The 19,033-nt window shown below is 51.7% G+C and carries 18 protein-coding genes, 4 tRNA genes, 1 rRNA gene and 1 pseudogene; 6 read left to right on the top strand and 18 right to left on the bottom strand.

Annotated features, from left to right (window positions below; all coding sequences use genetic code 11):
- Positions 1–80: 80 nt before the first annotated feature.
- The 6 genes from IC803_RS08140 to IC803_RS18130 form a co-directional block, all read right to left on the bottom strand.
- Positions 81–173 (bottom strand) — tRNA-Ser (locus IC803_RS08140).
- A 17-nt stretch (positions 174–190) separates the two neighbouring features.
- Positions 191–273, bottom strand: a tRNA-Leu gene (locus tag IC803_RS08135).
- 8 nt (positions 274–281) lie between these two features.
- Positions 282–353: transfer RNA gene (locus IC803_RS08130), tRNA-Ala, on the bottom strand.
- Between the two features lie 4 nt (positions 354–357).
- Positions 358–432, bottom strand: a tRNA-Val gene (locus IC803_RS08125).
- Positions 433–441: 9 nt separating this feature from the next.
- Positions 442–558 (bottom strand): 5S ribosomal RNA (gene rrf / locus IC803_RS08120).
- 343 nt (positions 559–901) lie between these two features.
- Positions 902–991, bottom strand: coding sequence for a putative holin-like toxin (locus IC803_RS18130; RefSeq protein WP_223812045.1), 90 nt, complete (start codon positions 989–991; stop codon positions 902–904).
- Between the two features lie 441 nt (positions 992–1,432).
- On the opposite strand from IC803_RS18130, the gene IC803_RS08115 reads away from it, so the two are divergent.
- Positions 1,433–2,065, top strand: coding sequence for a DUF2238 domain-containing protein (locus tag IC803_RS08115; protein WP_081207365.1), 633 nt, complete (start codon positions 1,433–1,435; stop codon positions 2,063–2,065).
- A gap of 58 nt (positions 2,066–2,123) precedes the next feature.
- Here the strand turns inward: IC803_RS08115 and IC803_RS08110 are convergent, their stop codons facing one another.
- Complete coding sequence (locus IC803_RS08110) at positions 2,124–3,794, bottom strand: DUF6044 family protein (RefSeq protein WP_081207364.1); 1,671 nt, start codon at positions 3,792–3,794, stop codon at positions 2,124–2,126.
- A 222-nt stretch (positions 3,795–4,016) separates the two neighbouring features.
- Between IC803_RS08110 and IC803_RS08105 the strand changes: the two genes are divergently transcribed.
- The gene (locus IC803_RS08105) at positions 4,017–4,634 is read left to right on the top strand and encodes a sulfite oxidase-like oxidoreductase (RefSeq protein ID WP_081207363.1); all 618 of its coding nucleotides are present in this window, start codon (positions 4,017–4,019) and stop codon (positions 4,632–4,634) included.
- Between the two features lie 93 nt (positions 4,635–4,727).
- On the opposite strand, the gene IC803_RS08100 is transcribed toward IC803_RS08105, so the two are convergent.
- Positions 4,728–5,948 (bottom strand): threonine synthase, encoded by a 1,221-nt coding sequence (locus IC803_RS08100; RefSeq protein WP_081207362.1) that lies wholly within the window; start codon positions 5,946–5,948, stop codon positions 4,728–4,730.
- Between the two features lie 606 nt (positions 5,949–6,554).
- On the opposite strand from IC803_RS08100, the gene pepT reads away from it, so the two are divergent.
- A complete protein-coding gene (pepT, locus tag IC803_RS08095) occupies positions 6,555–7,790 on the top strand; it encodes a peptidase T (RefSeq protein ID WP_081207361.1) in 1,236 nt (411 codons plus the stop codon).
- Between the two features lie 168 nt (positions 7,791–7,958).
- On the opposite strand, the gene IC803_RS08090 is transcribed toward pepT, so the two are convergent.
- The 3 genes from IC803_RS08090 to IC803_RS08080 form a co-directional block, all read right to left on the bottom strand.
- On the bottom strand, positions 7,959–9,578 hold the full coding sequence (locus IC803_RS08090) for a bifunctional metallophosphatase/5'-nucleotidase (RefSeq protein WP_081207360.1): 1,620 nt from the start codon (positions 9,576–9,578) through the stop codon (positions 7,959–7,961).
- A 216-nt stretch (positions 9,579–9,794) separates the two neighbouring features.
- The gene (locus IC803_RS08085; protein ID WP_081207359.1) at positions 9,795–11,096 is read right to left on the bottom strand and encodes an ammonium transporter; all 1,302 of its coding nucleotides are present in this window, start codon (positions 11,094–11,096) and stop codon (positions 9,795–9,797) included.
- Positions 11,093–11,461, bottom strand: a complete 369-nt coding sequence (locus IC803_RS08080; RefSeq protein WP_081207358.1) for a P-II family nitrogen regulator — start codon at positions 11,459–11,461, stop codon at positions 11,093–11,095. Before IC803_RS08080 ends, IC803_RS08085 begins: the two co-directional genes overlap by 4 nt.
- 112 nt (positions 11,462–11,573) lie before the next feature.
- On the opposite strand from IC803_RS08080, the pseudogene IC803_RS18495 reads away from it, so the two are divergent.
- Positions 11,574–11,690: pseudogene (locus IC803_RS18495) on the top strand (hypothetical protein); the annotation flags it as partial.
- Between the two features lie 169 nt (positions 11,691–11,859).
- Here IC803_RS18495 and IC803_RS08070 read toward each other — a convergent pair.
- On the bottom strand, positions 11,860–12,285 hold the full coding sequence (locus IC803_RS08070) for an OsmC family protein (protein ID WP_081207356.1): 426 nt from the start codon (positions 12,283–12,285) through the stop codon (positions 11,860–11,862).
- A 186-nt stretch (positions 12,286–12,471) separates the two neighbouring features.
- Between IC803_RS08070 and plsY the strand changes: the two genes are divergently transcribed.
- Complete coding sequence (gene plsY / locus IC803_RS08065) at positions 12,472–13,065, top strand: glycerol-3-phosphate 1-O-acyltransferase PlsY (RefSeq protein WP_081207355.1); 594 nt, start codon at positions 12,472–12,474, stop codon at positions 13,063–13,065.
- A 48-nt stretch (positions 13,066–13,113) separates the two neighbouring features.
- Positions 13,114–14,475, top strand: coding sequence for an RsmF rRNA methyltransferase first C-terminal domain-containing protein (locus tag IC803_RS08060; RefSeq protein WP_081207354.1), 1,362 nt, complete (start codon positions 13,114–13,116; stop codon positions 14,473–14,475).
- A 149-nt stretch (positions 14,476–14,624) separates the two neighbouring features.
- On the opposite strand, the gene IC803_RS08055 is transcribed toward IC803_RS08060, so the two are convergent.
- The 6 genes from IC803_RS08055 to IC803_RS08030 all read right to left on the bottom strand — a co-directional run bounded on the left by IC803_RS08055 (position 14,625) and on the right by IC803_RS08030 (position 19,021).
- Positions 14,625–15,197 (bottom strand): YpmS family protein, encoded by a 573-nt coding sequence (locus tag IC803_RS08055; RefSeq protein WP_081207353.1) that lies wholly within the window; start codon positions 15,195–15,197, stop codon positions 14,625–14,627.
- Between the two features lie 37 nt (positions 15,198–15,234).
- Positions 15,235–16,008 carry an SGNH/GDSL hydrolase family protein gene (locus IC803_RS08050; protein ID WP_081207352.1) on the bottom strand — a complete coding sequence of 258 codons (774 nt, stop codon included), beginning with the start codon at positions 16,006–16,008 and terminating at the stop codon, positions 15,235–15,237.
- 76 nt (positions 16,009–16,084) lie between these two features.
- Positions 16,085–16,654 (bottom strand): SCO family protein, encoded by a 570-nt coding sequence (locus IC803_RS08045; protein ID WP_081207587.1) that lies wholly within the window; start codon positions 16,652–16,654, stop codon positions 16,085–16,087.
- Between the two features lie 174 nt (positions 16,655–16,828).
- On the bottom strand, positions 16,829–17,080 hold the full coding sequence (locus IC803_RS08040) for a YpmP family protein (RefSeq protein ID WP_081207351.1): 252 nt from the start codon (positions 17,078–17,080) through the stop codon (positions 16,829–16,831).
- A gap of 107 nt (positions 17,081–17,187) precedes the next feature.
- A complete protein-coding gene (gene ilvA, locus IC803_RS08035) occupies positions 17,188–18,459 on the bottom strand; it encodes a threonine ammonia-lyase IlvA (RefSeq protein ID WP_081207350.1) in 1,272 nt (423 codons plus the stop codon).
- Positions 18,460–18,577: 118 nt separating this feature from the next.
- Positions 18,578–19,021, bottom strand: coding sequence for a YndM family protein (locus tag IC803_RS08030; protein WP_081207349.1), 444 nt, complete (start codon positions 19,019–19,021; stop codon positions 18,578–18,580).
- Positions 19,022–19,033: the final 12 nt, after the last annotated feature.

Raw genomic sequence — 19,033 nt, 5'->3', positions numbered from 1 at the left:
CTCGCAGCAAACTCGACGAAGGAAATGCTCGTCTCTACCAATTGAGCTAAGTCGGCATAATATGAAATTCCGACTTTATATGGCGGAGGAGGAGGGATTCGAACCCCCGCGGGCTGTGACACCCCTATCGGTTTTCGAAACCGACCCCTTCAGCCAGACTTGGGTACTCCTCCGTAACTGTTTGGAGCGATGCGGTCGAGAGGACTTGAACCTCCACGGGGTTGCCCCCACTAGGCCCTCAACCTAGCGCGTCTGCCATTCCGCCACGACCGCGTAATCAATGGAGCGTAGGGGATTTGAACCCCTGACCTCTTCGCTGCCAGCGAAGCGTTCTCCCCCTGAACTAACGCCCCATCATGGTGGAGTATACTGGGATCGAACCAGTGACCCCCACGCTGTCAACGTGGTGCTCTCCCGCTGAGCTAATACTCCATCTTCTATGCCTAGCAGCGACCTACTCTTGCAGGGGCGCTGGCCCCAACTACCATCGGCGCTGGAGAGCTTAACTTCCGTGTTCGGGATGGGAACGGGTGTTTCCTCTCCGCTATCACCACTAGGCAATGGCGACGATATTTATTATAAACCAATCAAAATATTTGTCAAGTTTTTTTGTTGCTCTTTTTTCCTTTCATGCTTTGAGCATCAGAACGACAATATGAAATTTACTATAAAAAACCGAAAGAGTCAACACCATTTTTCCTCTTTTCGATATTCGCCGCCTCTTTTTGGAAAGTTCTTGTCATCGCCTACTTTGTGCGCGTATAATAAAAGAAACGGAAACGTACAATAAAGCAGGGCACTGGCGGCCACCAATGCCCTGCATGCACAGCCGCTGCAAGAAGCGCAGTGGCTCAAGCCTCGGGCATCGTAACCTACCCTCGCCTCGGCCTAGCAGGGTGGGTTACTTTTTGTCTTTTGCGACGGCGATCACCGCAACGACGAGCGACGCAAACGCAATCATGAGCGTCAGCGCATCGGCAATCGTCACCATCAGCACCACCCCCTTTCATTCAGGGAGTGGCCACTGCCCACCCTGCATATAGCTGTGCATGTTTCATTATACCATTGAATGAAGCAAATGCGAATATACATTCGTGTTCTCGTCGAAAATTAGGAATGTTTCCCTACCTGAACCTCCTGTCTTACCTCGCTGGCATCTTCTCCTCTTCTTTCTAGTTCTGATAACCGTTAAAACTCCGCTGTTTTTATCAGGGGCTCGAAAAGGCCGGTGAAAAACAACTGTTTCCCTTGATCGATGAGCGAACGTGTGAAAGGCAGAACTGATGCTGCAAGGTTTTTCTATTTGAGAAATAGTGCCATGAAGCGGCGTTCTCCCTTCAATCACCGACTCTCGAAAAATGATTTGTATAAAATCCGCGTTTTTCCGAATAATGACCATAGACGAATCTCGCTGTTCCAAGGAGGAAAACAAATGGAGCAGGCAAGACAAACCCGCGTTCATGGATTGTTGCTGTTGATCGTTGCCGCCGTGTTCGTTTGGTCGGCCATTCGCCCAGCCAGCTATGCAGTATGGGCGCTCGAGGTCACTCCGGCGCTTATTGGGCTTGTGACCGTGATCGCCCTTTACCAACGCTTTCGGCTGACAACGATGTCGTATGTCATCGTCGCCTTGTTGGCGATCATCATGTTGATCGGCGGCCATTATATTTATTCCAAAGTCCCCCTTTTTAACTGGATGAAAGATGATTTCCATTTCGAGCGCAATCATTACGACCGGTTTGGCCATTTCCTCAAAGGGACATTTGCGATCGTCCTTCGGGAAATTTTATTGAGGAAAACGCCGTTGCCGCGCGGCGCTTGGCTTTTCACGATCGTCACAAGCATGTCGCTCGCCATCGCTGCCCTGTATGAGATCATCGAATGGCTAGTGTCCATTATCTCCAAAGGAGGCAAGGCATCAAAAGACTTTTTGGGCACGCAAGGCGATATTTGGGACACGCAATGGGATATGTTATGTACATTGATCGGGACGCTGATTGCCCTATGGCTGCTCTCAAGGTGGCACGACAGGCAGCTTGCACGGCTCGATCAACCTCGCGGCTAAGCTCCGTAACACAGCGGCTTCCGCTTCCAATAGGCAGCCGCTGTTTTTTGTTTTCTTTCTATTGTACTTTATACAAATAAATCGTCCATGCCGATTCGTCGGAAGTGAATACTTTTTGGAGTGCAAGCCTGTTTTCAGCCGCATTGTCAATCGGAACAGCCGAGAAAATATAGCGGCCGCCCATTTTTTTTAACTGCCTCGTATTTAACTGCAAGTTTTTCAGCCGTTTTTTCGACTGTTTTGTAAACATATACCGTTTCCCGAGTTCTGACGTAAAGATGTAGCAGCGCCCGCCCCACTCATCAAAATACGTACGAATCGTTTTGCTTTTCGCCAGTTCACGTTCAATGATTTTGCGGAACTCGTATTTGTATGACAACGGGTAAAAGTTGTTGTACGTATCAAGCGTGTAAAACCCGTTGTATTGGGCGATGGCCGGATGAAGGCCGATGCTGACGACGCGGTACTCGGACACCGGAAGCCCGATGTATTCTTTGATTTCTTGGAATTGTTTTTCCGCATAAAATTGTTTCACCGTCGGTTCATAACGGAAGACGAGTTCCTCGTTAATTAAAAACACAAGGATAATTTGCGCCGCTAACAACCGTTTCGCCCACGTTTTCCCCTTTTCGCTCGATTGCCACATGATTTTCAACGCCAGCGCAAACTGCACATAAATGATCAGCGGACGCAAAAAATGGAAGCGGGCGAAGTTAAACGTGTCTAAAAAGTGAAATCGCTCGGTCAGCGGCAGCCACCCTTTATAAAACCAAAAGGCGTACCATGCCGACAGCGCGACATTCAGCCCAAACAAGAAAAGAAACACCCGTTCCTCTTTCCATCGTTGGTTAGCAAAAACGAGGAACAACGCGATGAACCAGACCGGTAAAATAAAAAACGTATGCTCGGTCATGACGTGATGATGGCCGAGAAGAAAGTTTTTCCATGTTAAACGGACACAATGCCAAAACGTCAGGCGCGCGTGGAAGTACTCATCCCGGCTCGTCGGCTCGTCTTCCCATAAAAATGAGTACACAAGCCGGTACTCGACCAGCAAATAAAGCAGCGTCATATACGCGATGGAAAGGAAAAAACGGATGTTCCATCCCTTTCCGCGCAGCACATCCAAAAGCCAAAGAGCGCCCATAGCGGCAAGAAAGAAAAAGAAACCGAGCACAAAACTCGAATAAAACGGGAGAAGCGTCAGCACGGCGTAATTTTTCCACGACCGCTCTCCCTTCCGGATGTTCAAAAACGCCCAAAGCGCGAGCGGCATGCCTAACGTGCTTAACATCCCTGACGGCCAAAACAGCGTCAGCGCAAAGGCGAGCGCCACACCGATGCGAACAGCCATCCAACGCGGCTCAGGCAGGAAATGCGTTTTCAACAACAAATACATGCCCAAAAACGCCACCACCCTTGTGATCGTCTGGCTGAGCGCATAAGCGGTCATCGTGGGAAACAGAGCGTGCAGCCAGACGATGCCGGTCAACTCCGAGCCAAGGGCGTTTCTCGACAATTCGCCGTTGGCGATTTGCGGAATGTTCGCATCAAGCGGCCCGGTGATTTGCCCGCTTTCAGCGAGCACTTTATACCAGGCGATGTTGGAATCCAAATTATCGTGGACGCGAATGTGCGCATTCTCGCCAAGGATAAACAGCGGGGACACATAAAGGGCGATGACGCCAAGCGCCAAAAGGAAAAATCGCTGTTCACTTTGTACGGCCATCGGCATCACGCTCCTGTCTTCTCTGTTTTTGGCCATAAAAGCCCTATTGGATACGGTGTGCATGAAAGGAAAAAATTATTCTTGCGGGCGAATGAAAGATCGTTTGATAACATGGGGATGTTGTTTCGAGTTCCGCTTCTTCCCTTTCTCTCGTTGCATCCTCTCCTTTTCCTTTCGTATCATTAAATACAAGAAAACATTCATTCCAAAGGAGTGCATATGATGACAAAACAACTTCCTCCCGGCCAGTTTGAGACGGAAAAATGGCCGATTTTGCATGAAGGGGACGTGTACGAATTTGATGAGGCGACATGGGAATTTCGATTGTTCGGCGAGGTCAAAAAGGAGATCTCCCTCTCCTATCAAGAAGTGATGGCGCTGCCCAAAACGATTTCCACCGTCGATATGCATTGCGTCACGACATGGTCGAAATTTGATACGACGTTTGAAGGGATCGCCTTTCGTGAGTTTTTGCGCTTTGTCGAATTAGAACCGGATGTGAAGTACGTGAAAATTTACGGCTACTTAAACGGCGACCGGTTTGGCTATTCCGCGAACTTGCCGCTTGACGCGTTGTTGGGCGACGATGCGCTGTTTGTCTATCGGTGGAAAGACAAGCATCACGATTGGCAAGACATTTCGCCCAAACACGGCTACCCGCTCCGCTTTATTCCACCAGCGACGTTTTACTTATGGAAAGGAGCGAAATGGGCGTCGGGCATCCGCTTTATGAAAGAAGATGAACCGGGCTATTGGGAGGAGCGCGGCTATTCGATGACCGCCAATCCGTTTAAAGAAGAACGGTTCGCCGAATCGGCGGCGCGATTCCGCTTTTGGTAACCACTCGGCATCGCCTTACTGCTTTTCTGAACGGACTAACAAAAACGAGGGCTCTTTGATCGAGAACCCTCGTTTTTCAGTGCCATATTTCCGTTATCGTCCGCTCCTTGGCAGCTCATCCCCTCGCTCGAGCACCGGCGGATCGACGTCCACAGTATCAGCGTATTTCAGCCCTGTTCCGGTATTTAACACCACCACTGTCTCCCCGTCGCGAATCCAGCCGCTCTCGCGCAGCTGGCGGGCCGCCGCAAACGCCGCCGCCCCTTCCGGACAAATGAACGCCCCTTCCAAATTCGCCACCGCCCGCTGTTCCGCCAAAATGTCCTTATCGCTGATCGCAATGGCGCATCCATCCGTTTCATACACTGCCTCAAGCACAAGGAAATCGCCGAGCGCTTTCGGCACGTTAATGCCAAACGCCACCGTATGGGAATTCGGCCAAAATTCCGATTCACGCTTTTTCTCGTTCCACGCCTTCACAATCGGCGCGCAATGCTCGGCTTGCACAGCGACAAGACGCGGCATCTTGCCGCTCACCCAGCCGAGCGCCTGCAGTTCTTTGATGGCCTTGTAAATGCCGATGAGTCCAACGCCGCCGCCAGTTGGATACAAAATGACATCCGGAAGCTGCCACGAGAATTGTTCGGCGATCTCAAGCCCCATCGTTTTCTTTCCTTCAATCCGGTACGGTTCTTTCAACGTCGACGCATCGTACCAGCCATATTCGCGGATCGCTTTCGCCACGATTTGCCCGGCATCGCTGATCAAACCGTTGACGAAATACAATTCCGCTCGGGCGATGGCGCATTCTTTGCGCGTCAATTCCGGCGCATCGACCGGCATGACCACCGTCGCGCGAATGCCCGCGCGAGAGGCATAAAGCGACCACGCCGCCCCTGCGTTGCCGTTTGTCGGCATGGCGAGCTGTTCGACCCCTAATTCTTTTGCTTTAGAAACACCGACCGCCGCTCCGCGTGCTTTAAACGTTCCTGTCGGAATGACTCCTTCGTCTTTCATATAGAGCGAGTCAATGCCGATGTTCCGGCCAAGGCGCGGCATTCGCACAAGCGGAGTCATTCCTTCCCCTAAAGAGACGATATGTTCAGGACGTTTCACCGGCAATAGCTCATGATACCGCCATAAGCTCGGTTCGCGTTCCTTGAGCGCTTCCCTCACCACTTCTTGGCGCATCGCCTCCAAATCATAGGCGACTAAAAGCGGCGAACCGCATTCGCAAAGCTGGTGCACGTGATCGACATCATATGTATGTTCGCATTTCGGGCAATAAAGATGGGATACGTAACTAAATGACATCGTTTGCCCTCTCCTTTCCGTCTACTTTGTCCGTTCTGGACGGCCAAGTGCGGCTTTCGCAAGGTTGACCCGTCCGCTCTTCTCATTATACCGCACATTGGCATATGTAGCCCATCGGCTTTTGCGCATAATAGCGGGAAACAAGCAAACACTATAGTCGAAAAATGGCGGATCATACCAATGATTCGTCCCGATATCCACTTCATAAATATGGAAAGGAGGTCAAAGACGATGGACAAAAAAACAAAAGAAAGCTTGAACAATCTTGAAACGAAAGCCACACCAGGGAATCTTGCCGCCCGAAAACAGGCAGAAAGCGAAAAAAACAAGCAGCGTGCGCCAAAAATGTGACATGTGAAAAGCCGGAGACAAAAACACGGAAGCGGTTCTTCTAACAGTGAACCGCTTTTTGTGTCGAATGCGCCGATAAACGGGGAATGCCCTCGCCTTGCGCTCCCCGGCTGTTCTTGCAAAGCTGTGCCTTCTTTTTTACCGTTTAGGCTACGTGTGATAGAATGAAATGGGAAACACCGCCTGCGTTTCCTCTCGAACGGAGGAGTGGTTGATCTGTTGTTCAAATTTGTACATAAAAAGGGGGGATTGACCTTGAAACAAGAACTCATTGAACGCTTCACCCGATACGTCAAAGTCGACACCCAATCCGATCCAGAAAGCGACACGTGCCCCTCAACCCCAGGGCAATGGAAGTTAGCGAACATGCTGGTCGAGGAGCTGAAGGCGATCGGGATGGAAGAAGTGACGGTCGATGAAAACGGCTATGTGATGGCGACGTTGCCGGCCAATACGGACAAAAATGTCCCAACGATCGGCTTTTTGGCTCATATGGACACCGCTCCGGAGTTTACGGGAGCCAACGTCAATCCGCAAATCATTGACCAATACGACGGCGGGGACATCGTCTTAAACAAAGAGCAGGGCATCACCCTGTCGCCGAACGATTTCCCGGAGCTCGCCCACTACAAAGGGCATACGCTCATTACGACGGACGGGACGACGCTGCTTGGCGCCGACGATAAAGCAGGGATCGCGGAAATTATGACCGCGATGAACTATCTCATTCAACACCCGGAAATCAAACACGGCAAAGTGCGCGTCGCCTTTACACCGGATGAAGAAATCGGCCGCGGGCCGCACAAGTTTGACGTCGCCAAATTCGGCGCCCAATTTGCGTATACGGTTGACGGCGGGCCGCTCGGCGAGTTGGAATATGAAAGCTTTAACGCGGCGGAAGCGAAAATCACGATCAAAGGAAAAAACGTGCACCCGGGTACGGCGAAAGGAAAAATGATCAACTCGATCAAAATCGCCATGGAATTCCAGCAACAGCTGCCAGCGAACGAAGCGCCTGAGCATACAGAAGGATATGAAGGGTTTTACCATTTGCTTTCCTTCCAAGGCAACGTGGAGGAAACGAAGCTTTATTACATTATCCGTGATTTCGACCGTGAACAGTTCGAAGCGCGCAAGGCAAAAATGAAGGAAATCGCCACTTCGCTTGCGCAAAAATATGGAAACGACCGAATCACGCTCGAAATCAACGACCAATATTACAACATGCGCGAAAAAATCGAGCCGGTGCGCCACATTGTTGACATCGCCCACGAAGCGATGACGAACTTGGGCATTGAACCGAAGGTGAAACCGATCCGCGGCGGCACGGACGGGTCGCAGCTGTCCTATATGGGGCTGCCGACGCCGAACATTTTCGCCGGCGGCGAAAACTTCCACGGCCGCTACGAGTACATTTCCGCCGACAATATGGTGAAAGCGGCCGAAGTGATCGTCGAGATCATCAAGCTGTTCGAGCAAAAAGCATCTTAAGCTGCGGAAACACTCGCTTGAACGAACTTTTTTATCGTCCGAGCACAAACGGCAGCAACCCCGCCATTCGAAGCGAAGAAAAGGTGTCCCCGAGCCTTTTGGGGGACACCTTCTTCATTCGATCGGCGACCGTTCGCCCTTCCGTCCTTTTCCTTCGGTCAACACCTGTTATGGAAGCCGGTTGATCCGCCCCTCAATCCGTGCCGAGAACGGCTGCTCAAGGCCGCGAATGTACGAGACGAGGGCATCCAAATCGACCGGCCCTACCTCACGGTTTGTCCCTTGCGTCAACACCGTGAACCCATCTCCGCCATCAGCCAGGAAGCTGTTGACCGTCACCGTGTACTCGCCATCCGGGTTCAGCGGTGTGCCATCAGGAAGCTGAATGTCGACGACTTTGTTCCCTGTTGGTCTGCTGGCGCTCCATGTATAGCGGAGGCCGGAGATTTGCAGCATGCGCGTTTGTGTCGGCTGCCATTGCTGGTTCAAAAGCTGGCGGATTTGCGCGCCGGTGAGCGTCATTTTCACGAGCTGGTTGTTGAACGGCTGGACGTTGTACAACTCACCCCACGTCACTTCCCCTTGTTCAATATCCGCGCGGATGCCGCCCGGATTCATAAAAGCAAAGTCGGTGTTCATCGCTGCCCGCTGGGCGTCGGCGATCAAATTGCCCAAGGCCGACTCGCCGCTCGCGTTTTGCTCGTCGGTGATCGTTTCAGCCGCCGTACCGACGACTTGATTGACAAGCGGCGCGACTTTCGCTTCATATTTTTCGATGAGCGCACGGATTTCCGGATCCGGAGTGATGCCGTCATGATACGTTGTTACGATTTCCGCTTTTTTCGCCACGACGTCTTTTGTGCGCGGGTCGATTTTTAAATCGACATCGGAGAAGGCCGTGCCGTACGAATACGATTGAACGAGCAGTTTGCCGTCAACAACCGCATTCAAATACGCGTGGTTATGACCGGCGAAGATGACGTCGACTTCATCATCGATGTTGTTGGCGATATCGACGATTTCGCCGCTTGCGTTCGTTCCGTCCGGCCTGGATGTGCCCGGGTTATGGGCGAGAACGACGATCGTCTCTACCCCTTTTTTCTTCAGCTCGCCAACCGCTTTGTTAATCGCCGCCGCTTCGTCGATGAATTCCACCCCAGCGACGCCGCTCGGTGTCACGATCGATGGCGTATCTGTCAATGTCACTCCGATGAACCCGATTGGCATGCCGTTGACCCGCTTAATGACGTACGGCGGAAGAATCGGTTTTTTCGTTTCTTTGTCAACGACGTTGGCGCTCACATACGGAAAATCCGCCCCAGCGAAATCGCCGGTTGCCGGGTGGTATCCGCCATGAATTAGGCGCAGCATTTCCGCTACCCCTTCGTCAAACTCGTGGTTGCCAAGCGTACCGACATCAAAGCCGAGTTTGTTAAGCACTTCGATCGTCGGTTCATCCTGCAGCAACGCCGATACCGGCGGGCTGGCGCCGACCGCATCGCCGGCATGGACGAGCAGCGTGTTTTTGTTTTCTGCCTCCCGCTGCTTCAAATAAACAGCCAAATAATCGGCCCGGCCAGCTTCACGGCCGCCGACTTTTCTTGTTACGTTGAGCTGGCCGTGAAAGTCATTAATGCCGAGGAGCTGCACATCGATATAACGATGCGCCGAAGCGGGCTCTACGGCGCCCTTTTCCGCTCCTGCCGCCCCAACCGGCGTTGCGGCCAATACAGCGGCTGCCGTCAATACCGACAACATTCGTTTTCCCCACCATTCGGAATGCTTCATCTTTTCGTCTCCTTCCCTTTGTGTATTTCCTTCATCTACCGATTATATCTTTTGAATAAGTAGAGTAATAGGGACAAAAGGATTCCTTTTTGTAAAACTTTTGTAAATTAGAAACATTGCCATCCGACAAACAGTGAAACGCAAATTTGTGTAACAGAAAAAGAGGCTGTCCGCCAAAGGCCATCAGGCAGGCCTTTTCGAACAACCTCTGCAATCTTATCCGACGGCGTTTTTATTGTTTAACGGAGCAACGCGAATGCCGGTCGTTTCTTCAAAATCATACAATCCGCCAGGGAGGTCGGCAAACCGCTCCAGTTCGTTGTAAGCCGGAATGCCGTGATACGCCATGTCGAGCCCTTCTTCTTCCTCGCGTACCGTCGCCCGCAGCCCGACCGTTTTGGCGCACACGTTTGCGATCAACAGCCCGCTGGCCAAGCCCCAAATGACGATCGTCAACGCTCCGAGCAACTGAGTCGTAAACAACGACAGGTGACCGGTTGTCAGCAGCCCTTGCGTCGAGTCGAACAAACCGACTGCGAGCGTGCCGAACACTCCGTTAAACCCATGAACCGCTACAGCTCCGACCGGATCGTCAATTTTCAGCGCATCGACAAACAACGTCGCATAGACGACGATAACGCCACCAATAAAACCGATCAACACGGCGCTCCACTGCGAAACGAAAGCGCAACCGGCCGTGATGGCCACAAGACCGGACAGCACACCGTTAATGACCATGCTCGGGTCAGCTTTTCCGTACTTTTTCATCGTCAGTAGCAGCGCCGCCGTACCTCCAGCCGCCCCTGAAAGCATCGTATTGAGAGCGATCGATGCCAACGATTCATTGGTGGCGTCCAATGTGCTTCCTGCATTAAACGCAAACCAGCCGAACCATAAAATGAACGCTCCGGCCGAGGCTAGCGGAATGTTGCTCGGCGCAAACACATTCACACTGCCGTCAGAGTTAAACCGCCCTTTTCTCGGTCCGAGCCGCTTCGCCATTGCCAACGCCGCAAATCCACCGAGCGCATGAATCGCCGCCGATCCAGCAAAATCTTTCATTCCGAGTTTCGCCAACCAGCCGTCGCTATGCCAAATCCAATGGCCGGATAACGGATAAACTACCGCACAAACAAAAAGCACAGTCACGATATACGCCTTAAAGTTCATCCGTTCGGCAACTGCGCCGGAAATAATCGACACGCACGCCACCGCAAACCCGATTTGAAATAGAACGAACGCCGCGCTAGGCAGCGGAACCGACAACGAAATGCGTTCCGGCGTCCCGAACAACGTCGTGCCAACCCAGCCGAACGCATCATCGCCAAACATCAACCCAAAGCCGACCATCCAAAAGGCGAGCGCTCCGACCGTTAAATCAACAAAGATTTTCATTGTCACATTAACAGCATTTTTCGTCCGCACTAACCCTGCTTCAAGCAAGCTAAATCCACCTTCCATAAACAGCACCATCGCTGCGGCAATGACGATCCACACCGCGTTTACTTGTTCCATCATGCCCGTCCCTCCTGCCGGTTGGCTAACTCATCAATATCAAAATCGAGCGTGCCAGTGCGAATGTTGTACGCCTCGAGCACCGGGTAGATAAAAATTTTCCCATCTCCATCCTCACCGGTTTGTGCAGCGTCGACAATTGTTCGAATCGTCCGCTCGACCATATAATCAGAAAGGATGATTTCCAGCTTGACTTTTGGATGGAGTGTCACTTTGTAATTTTTTCCTCGGTAAACTCCTTGCGTATCTTTCTGTTTCCCTCGGCCGACGACTTGTGAAACAGTAAATCCAGTAATGCCGATTTGCTTTAACCCTTTAATCGTATCAGTCAATTTTTCCGGACGGATAATCGCTTCAATTTTTTTCATTTCCCCGCCGCCCCTTTAACTGATTTGTAATAAAATATAACGTAATTATGTAAAAAATTATAACACTTAAAAGAACGGTGTCAAGTATAAGGACAAACTTTTTTGCTGCCCGTTCGGCGGCACAAAGGCGAGCGGCGTCGGCCGCTTTGGCAATCCGTGGGTGGTCGATGAATTTACGATCACTAAATGGGTGTCCATCCAAACCGTCTATCGCCGCTACCCGTTCTAACGCTAACAAGAAAAGGTGCTTCGCCCAACTTAGCGAAACACCTTTTTTTCAAACTTACTGAGACGAGTCGTCCATTCCCTTTTCACCATATAAGCCGATGCGACGGATCAAACTGTCTTCGCGTTAACGCGCAAAACGATTATATCTATATCGCAAAACCGCGCCCCTGTTAGATCATCTCCTTCCCGCGAACGCCGTTAATCGAATAACTCGCGGTAATGGCAGCGTTTAATGAATGGGAGACGGAACAATACTTTTCTTTTGACAGCCGAATGGCGCGGACGACTTTTTCTTCCGGCAAATCGCCTTCGAGCGCGTAATGGATATGAATGTGGGTAAACCGCTTCGGGTGGTCATCAGCGCGCGTCCCTTCCACCTCCATCGAAAACGCACGGACATCAAGGCGCATTTTTCGCAAGATCAAAATGATGTCGATGCCGGTGCAGCCCGCCAACCCATGAAGCAGCAGCTCCATCGGACGGGCGCCTGAATCGTTGCCGCCGACGTTCTTCGCGGCATCTATCGGGATCGTCACACCGGAAGCACTTTGGCCGCTAAACGACATGTTTCCATTCCACGTGACGGTCGTTTTCATCGTCGTCGCCCCTCTCTTTTTGCTTTAGCTGCGGAACAAACAACCAACGTCCGGCCGTTCGTTTCCATCCGCTTTTTAGTTTACCGGTTGCCGCTTCGAAATGCAAAATTCCTGTCTACCGTTTTTTCGCATGCATGATAAAATAGAAACATGCACAAACTTGTTCAGTAAAGGGTGTTTAATGAAATGACTGCACTGATTTTGCTTATCGCTTATCTTCTTGGTTCGATTCCGTTTGGCCTTCTTGTCGGGAAAATCGGCTACGGGATCGACATTCGCGAACACGGGAGCGGCAACCTTGGGGGAACGAACACGTTCCGCGTGCTCGGGGCGAAAGCGGGAACGATCGTCATTTTGGGCGATATGTTGAAAGGGACGTTGGCGGCGAGCTTGCCGATGTTTTTTTCTGTCCCTGTTCACCCGCTCGCGGCCGGAGCGGTCGCTGTGGTCGGCCATATGTATCCGGTATTTGCCAAATTTCGCGGTGGCAAGGCGGTGGCGACCTCAGCCGGAGTAGTGCTATTTTATTCCCCGCTGTTTTTTTTAACGCTGATCGCTATTTTTCTTGTTGTCCTTGCCCTTTCGAGATACGTTTCGCTCTCATCGATGGCCACGGCGCTGTACGCAGCCGTTTACACTATTTTGTTTACGGATGATATTCCATTGACGGCAGCCGTCTGGCTGCTTGCCTCATTTATAGTTTACCGTCATCGCGCCAATATAAAACGGATTTGGAACAAAACGGAACCGAAAATCAAATGGCCGGGTGGCCGCTCCTAGCGCCGCCTAGCCGTGCGGGGCATATGCAGAAAGGAGCCAGCAGTGTCGATGTTGCCGGAACGATTTGTGGAAAAAATGAACCTGTTGCTGCAAGACGAGGCGGACGAGTTTTTTGCCGTCTATAAAGAAGAAAAAACCAACGGCTTGCGCGCCAATCCGTTGAAAATCAACCCGGATTCATGGGCGAAAACGGCGCCATTTTCCCTTACGCCGGTGCCGTTTTGCCCGACCGGGTTTTATTACGGCCCGAGCGAGCAGCCGGGAAAACATCCGTACCATGCGGCCGGACTGTACTACATTCAAGAACCGAGCGCGATGGCGGTCGCCGAAGCGCTCTGTCCCGCGCCTGGGGAGACGGTGCTTGACTTATGCGCCGCTCCCGGCGGGAAAACGACCCAGCTTGGCGCCATGATGGAAAACAAAGGGCTCCTTGTCGCCAACGAAATTCACCCGAAACGGGTCAAAGCGCTCGCGGAAAATGTCGAACGGCTCGGCTTGACCAATACGGTGGTTGTCAACGAGACGCCGGAAGCGCTCGCTGAGCGGTTCCCTGGCTTTTTTGACAAAATTTTAGTCGACGCCCCGTGCTCGGGCGAAGGGATGTTTCGCAAAGAGGAAGAGGCGGCTTCGTTTTGGAGTCAGGCGTACGTAGAAGAGTGCGCCGCCCGGCAGCGGCGCATTTTGCAAAGCGCCTATGCGATGCTAAAAGAAGGAGGCATTCTCGTCTACTCGACGTGCACGTTCTCTCCGGAAGAAAACGAGCAAACCATCGAGTGGCTGCTTGAGACGTATGACGATTTGCGGATGATGCCGATTGCGAAAACGGGCGGCATGGAGCCCGGGCGGCCCGAGTGGACGAAAACAAACCGGGCTGAGCTCGAACAGGCCGTCCGCCTTTGGCCGCACCGCATCAAAGGAGAAGGGCATTTTATCGCCAAACTGCAAAAACAGCGGCCGACTCCGCTATGGAATGGGCGATGGGCGAAGGCGAACGCGCCGAAAGCCGCAGTCCAACTGTACCGCCAATTCGAACAAGCATCATTGCGGACAGAACGGCACGGAACGATCATCTCTTTTGGTTCTCATTTAGCCATGCTGCCGGAGCGATGCCCTGATTGGTCAGGCTTGAAAGTCGTCCGCGCCGGCCTCCATCTTGGCGAGGTGAAAAAAGAGCGGTTTGAGCCGAACCACGCTCTCGCCTTAGCGCTGAAGACAGACGAAGTGAACCATGTGCTTGATCTATCAAGCACGAGCCGCGAAATCACTCAATATTGGCGCGGGGAGACGCTTCCGACCGGCGGCGACCGCGGCTGGCTGCTCGTTGCCGTCGACGGTTATCCGTTCGCTTGGGGGAAAGAAGTGAAAGGAACGGTGAAAAACTTTTACCCGAAAGGGCTGCGCCTTTTATGAACCGCTCCACTTCGCTTCGCTTCGCCTGAAGCGGAACACTTCTTTCGAAACGATGGGAAAACGAACGAGACAGACTAGCCTGTCTTGAAGCGGAAAAGAGGCTGTCTCAAAAGGTGACTGCGACCTTTTGAAACAGCCTCTCGTTTACGTCATCGCTGCCGAGTCGGAATCGTTAACGTAAACACGATTTCATCGTCAGCTAGATCGATTTTTTTTGCCGCCACTTGATAACCGTTGCCAAAGCGAATGTCATCGAGCGCCACATGGACGCGGGCCCGTTCTGGGTCAATGACCACTTCATCCGGCAATGGAGCGTGCTTTTGCAAATAGCGAAGCACGTACGTCACCGGCAGCTTCCAATCGCCAAGGGAAATCGCCGGTTCCGCAAGCTCGACATTCCCGTCCTTTACCACTTTTGGTATAAATGAGACGACCAGCTCCACATCGCGGCCGAACATCGGGATTTCGCTCGAGACGTAGACGCGGTCGGCAAGCCAAACATCGTATTGCAGCGGGTGGTCTTTCGTTTTTTCCGCCAAATAATCATTAATGACGGCGTTCAAATGCGCTTTTTTCGAGTACACGGTAAATGAGGCCCCTTCTACGTGCGGGCGCACCGGTCGTTTGACCGGTGGAGACGGCTGAAACAGCCAAACAACTGTAAGAATGAGGATAGCGGCGTTGACGGCCGCCAATAGCCAAAACGCTCGTTTCCAATTCATCACGACATACTCCTTATTCTCACCCGTTTTTCTTCCATCAGTTCACCCACCACGCTTTTCGCTCGTTTAACGCGTAGTACACGCGCACCGCGATCTGTTCATACCCCGCGGCGTTCGGATGAAATTCGTCGCGGTGGAGCAGCTCATCACGATCGGCAAAGATATCTTGAATATCAACGAAGATCGTCCGGTCGTAACGGGAAAGCACCGCTTGGCTAGCCTTGTTCCATTCGGCAATGACGTCATCGATTTCGGGAATGTTCGGCAGCGTCGTTGAAAACGGATTGTATAAGCCGACAAGCACAATGACCGCATCCGGATTGGCGATGCGCAGTGAAATCAACAGATGGTCGAGCCGGTCAGCAAACGCCTTGCTTTCTTTGGCAAACCGCTCATATGACAGGTCAAAAAAATGCGAGCGGACGACATTCATCACATCGTTGCCGCCGATCGTCAACAAAATCAAATCTGCCCGCCCAAGCTCCCCTCGGTGGGCGTCAACGACGGGCTCGAGTTCAGCGATGCGCCGGCCGCGCTTGCCGAAATTTTCCACCGTCACTGTCCGTACTCTCTCTTCTGCCGCAAGAAGCGGGACAAGGCGGCCGACATACCCTCCTTTTCCTTCACCGTCCCCAACCCCTTCCGTCAACGAGTCCCCTAAGGCGACGAGATGAATGTCTTTTGGCAGCGGCTTGACCTCTGTTGGTTTGACGGCGGCTTCATGCGGACGCTCCGGCTTCCCGCCGGTTGAAAAAGCGGTGCAGCCGGCGAGAAACAAACTCACCACGATTAGCCATCCCCATCGTTTCATGTTTGACACCTGCCTTTTGACGCAACAGGGGAGAAGACGAAAAGAAGGCAAAACGGTTGCGGCCGTTTCTGCCTTATCACGACGATTGCAAAATCTCAATATGCTCTAAAATCGTGTCGTACGGCACATCTTGCACACCGTTGTACGTTTGGACTACCTTGCCGTCCGGGCCGACTAGATAAAAGCTTGTGCCATGGATGACTTGATCGTCGTTGGCCGGCTTTTGCACGATCGTTTTAAAGCTTTTTTGCGCCAGCTCGCTAATTTCAGCCGGGCTGTATCCGGTCAGCAAATGCCAGTTTGCTAGGTCGTCCGTAAACTGTTTCGCATAGGCGGTCAATTTTTCCGGTGTGTCAACTTCCGGGTCAACGCTGAACGAAACAAATTCGACGTCCAGCCCTTTTTCTTCCGCCTTCTCCTTCAGTTTGGCCATATGGGCGGTCATCGGCGGACAAACCGTTTCACAGTTCGTAAAAATAAAGTCGGCCACCCATACTTTTCCCTTCAAATCGCGAAGTCCGAACGGTTCACCGGATTGATCGACGAACGTAAAATCGGCAACCGGCCAGTTTTTTGCATCTGGGATCGTTTTTCCGCACGCGGCAAGCAAACAAACTGCGATGATCATCATGATCCGTTTCCACATTGATCGCTCATCCTTCTTCTTCATTGTTTTGCATTCAAACTGCCTTTCCTCTCCGTCCGGCTGTTTTTTATTCACTCCCATGCCCGGCGCCATCTCGTTTCCATTATATAATGAAACCGGCCAAAATCCCACCAAAAAAAAGTTGTTTTGCCGCGAGCGGCAAAACAACAGCAGTTATGCGTTATGTTTCAACACCGTTTCTTTAAAGATTTGTTCATATATTGGCCATTTCAACACTTTCTTCAAGTGTTCCCGGAACGAGTAAACAGAACGGTTGGTCCTTGATCGGTACACTTTGGCAATAAACGCCTCCAAGCGAAGCTGGATCATAAATCGGTACGTGTTCTCTTCCTCCAATACAGGAATTTCGATAATCTTCACTTTCTGCCCATACGCGTTTTGAAACTCGAGGCTTTTGAATAGCAAAATATCAATCCTCTTTTTCACCGATTTACTTATATTATACACCAACCCGGTGAAAAAGTATGTCGGAATACAACGAAATCTTTCCGACTTTTTTCGCGCTTTTTTGTTCAAATCAGCAAATGGAATAAGTTCGGATCTTTATTCACTTCCTGGAACGGAAACCCTTTTTTCTTCATCCGTTCAATGAGCGGCGCATAGTCTTCGCGCCGTTTTAACTCGATGCCGACGAGCGCCGGTCCGCTTTCTTTATTGTTTTTCTTCGTATATTCAAACCGGGTGATGTCATCGGTCGGACCGAGCACCTCATCTAAAAACTCGCGCAGCGCTCCGGCCCGCTGCGGGAAGTTGACGATGAAATAGTGCTGCAACCCTTCATAAATCATCGAGCGCTCTTTAATTTCCTGCATCCGGTCGATGTCGTTGTTGCCGCCGCTCACGACGCAAACAACCGTTTTGCCGCGGATTTGCTCTTTGTAAAACTCAAGGGCGGCAATCGGGAGCGCTCCCGCCGGTTCGGCGACGATGGCGTTTTCGTTGTACAGCTCTAAAATCGTTGTGCATACTTTTCCTTCTGGAACGACAACGATATCGTCGAGCACTTCCCGGCATAGGGCAAACGTTTTTTCCCCGACCGTTTTGACCGCGGCGCCGTCGATGAACTTATCGATCTCCCCAAGCGTCACGACATGACCTTGTTCAAGCGCCGCTTTCATCGACGGAGCGCCGGCCGGCTCGACGCCGACCACTTTGGTCGCCGGCGAGATGCTTTTCACATATGTCCCCAGCCCGGCCATCAGTCCGCCGCCGCCGATGCTGGCGAACAAAAAGTTGATCGGTTCGTCACAGTCGTTTAACACCTCAACACCGATGGTCCCTTGCCCGGCGATGACGTATTCGTCATCAAACGGATGGATAAACGTGCGCCCTTCCGCTTCCGCGCATTTCACTGCCTCGTTGTATGAGTCGTCAAACGTGTCGCCGACAAGGACGATCTCGATCATGTCTTTGCCGAACAGCTGCACTTGCGATACTTTTTGCCGAGGCGTTGTCGCCGGCATATAAATTTTTCCGTGCACCCCGAGCGCCCGGCACGAATAGGCAACCCCTTGGGCATGGTTGCCGGCGCTGGCGCATACGATCCCGTTGCTTCGCTCCTCATCGGTTAAATGCTTCATTCGGTTGTACGCTCCGCGCAACTTAAATGAACGCACGACTTGCAAGTCTTCGCGCTTCAAGTAGACGTTGCACCCATAGCGCTCGGACAGAAGCGGGTTTTTTTGCAGCGGCGTATGGAAAACAACGTCTTTTAGCGTATGATACGCGATCAAAATGTCCTCGACGTACACCGCCCCTTGTTTCCGTTTTAGTTGTTGTTCCATATTCTCGTTCCCTTTCTTTTCTAAGTTGTCTTTGATTTGTAGATTATATCACAAATTCGCAAAAAGAAAAGGGAATTTTCGAAAAGTTTTTTGTTCTTTAATAAGAAAACGACCGGCGTTATGTCCGGTCGTCTTCTTTTTTGAACTCTTGCTCCTCGGCGAACTCCGTTGCCCATCTCCCCTCATCATACCAGCGATATGCCTCCTCCCGCCCCGCCTCTTCGAGCACATGGTTTTCCATATACAAATGGAAAAACGCCTCGACCGCGCCAATGGCGAGCGAGCTGAAAAAGGCGGCATACGCCATATTGACTGTCGGGGCAAACAACGCAAAGCTCACAGGCCATACAAGCAAAAAGGAGAGCGGCACATCAAGGGCGGCAGCGACAAAGTTTCCAACGCGCGGCAACACAAGCAGATCGCCGATGACATAGGAAACGAACACCGTTATAATTGTCATGACTGAAATCAAGGAAAGCGGAGCATTAAAAATCGTAAACATCGAAAATAAAACGACGCTCCAAGCGGCAAGCTTGACGATAAATGGAACGATATGCCTCATCGTCTTCCTCCA

It is taken from the genome of Geobacillus sp. 46C-IIa (genome assembly GCF_014679505.1).
Classification (GTDB): Bacteria; Bacillota; Bacilli; order Bacillales; family Anoxybacillaceae; genus Geobacillus.
The sequence above is the reverse complement of the archived record's forward strand: the minus strand, read 5'-3'. Positions and strand labels throughout refer to the sequence as shown.

What these genes read in the sequence shown, in the direction of transcription:
- IC803_RS08045 (WP_081207587.1), bottom strand. Translation starts at nt 16,654, where the DNA reads ATGTGGAAACGGATCATGATGATCATCGCAGTTTGTTTGCTTGCCGCG.
- IC803_RS08050 (WP_081207352.1), bottom strand. Translation starts at nt 16,008, where the DNA reads ATGAAACGATGGGGATGGCTAATCGTGGTGAGTTTGTTTCTCGCCGGC.
- IC803_RS08070 (WP_081207356.1), bottom strand. Translation starts at nt 12,285, where the DNA reads ATGAAAACGACCGTCACGTGGAATGGAAACATGTCGTTTAGCGGCCAA.
- IC803_RS08090 (WP_081207360.1), bottom strand. Translation starts at nt 9,578, where the DNA reads ATGAAGCATTCCGAATGGTGGGGAAAACGAATGTTGTCGGTATTGACG.
- IC803_RS08110 (WP_081207364.1), bottom strand. Translation starts at nt 3,794, where the DNA reads ATGGCCGTACAAAGTGAACAGCGATTTTTCCTTTTGGCGCTTGGCGTC.
- IC803_RS08080 (WP_081207358.1), bottom strand. Translation starts at nt 11,461, where the DNA reads ATGAAAAAAATTGAAGCGATTATCCGTCCGGAAAAATTGACTGATACG.
- ilvA (WP_081207350.1), bottom strand. Translation starts at nt 18,459, where the DNA reads ATGGAACAACAACTAAAACGGAAACAAGGGGCGGTGTACGTCGAGGAC.
- IC803_RS08030 (WP_081207349.1), bottom strand. Translation starts at nt 19,021, where the DNA reads ATGAGGCATATCGTTCCATTTATCGTCAAGCTTGCCGCTTGGAGCGTC.
- IC803_RS08100 (WP_081207362.1), bottom strand. Translation starts at nt 5,948, where the DNA reads ATGTCATTTAGTTACGTATCCCATCTTTATTGCCCGAAATGCGAACAT.
- plsY (WP_081207355.1), top strand. Translation starts at nt 12,472, where the DNA reads ATGACTGCACTGATTTTGCTTATCGCTTATCTTCTTGGTTCGATTCCG.
- IC803_RS08060 (WP_081207354.1), top strand. Translation starts at nt 13,114, where the DNA reads ATGTTGCCGGAACGATTTGTGGAAAAAATGAACCTGTTGCTGCAAGAC.
- IC803_RS08115 (WP_081207365.1), top strand. Translation starts at nt 1,433, where the DNA reads ATGGAGCAGGCAAGACAAACCCGCGTTCATGGATTGTTGCTGTTGATC.
- IC803_RS08105 (WP_081207363.1), top strand. Translation starts at nt 4,017, where the DNA reads ATGACAAAACAACTTCCTCCCGGCCAGTTTGAGACGGAAAAATGGCCG.
- IC803_RS08055 (WP_081207353.1), bottom strand. Translation starts at nt 15,197, where the DNA reads ATGAATTGGAAACGAGCGTTTTGGCTATTGGCGGCCGTCAACGCCGCT.
- IC803_RS18130 (WP_223812045.1), bottom strand. Translation starts at nt 991, where the DNA reads ATGGTGACGATTGCCGATGCGCTGACGCTCATGATTGCGTTTGCGTCG.
- IC803_RS08085 (WP_081207359.1), bottom strand. Translation starts at nt 11,096, where the DNA reads ATGATGGAACAAGTAAACGCGGTGTGGATCGTCATTGCCGCAGCGATG.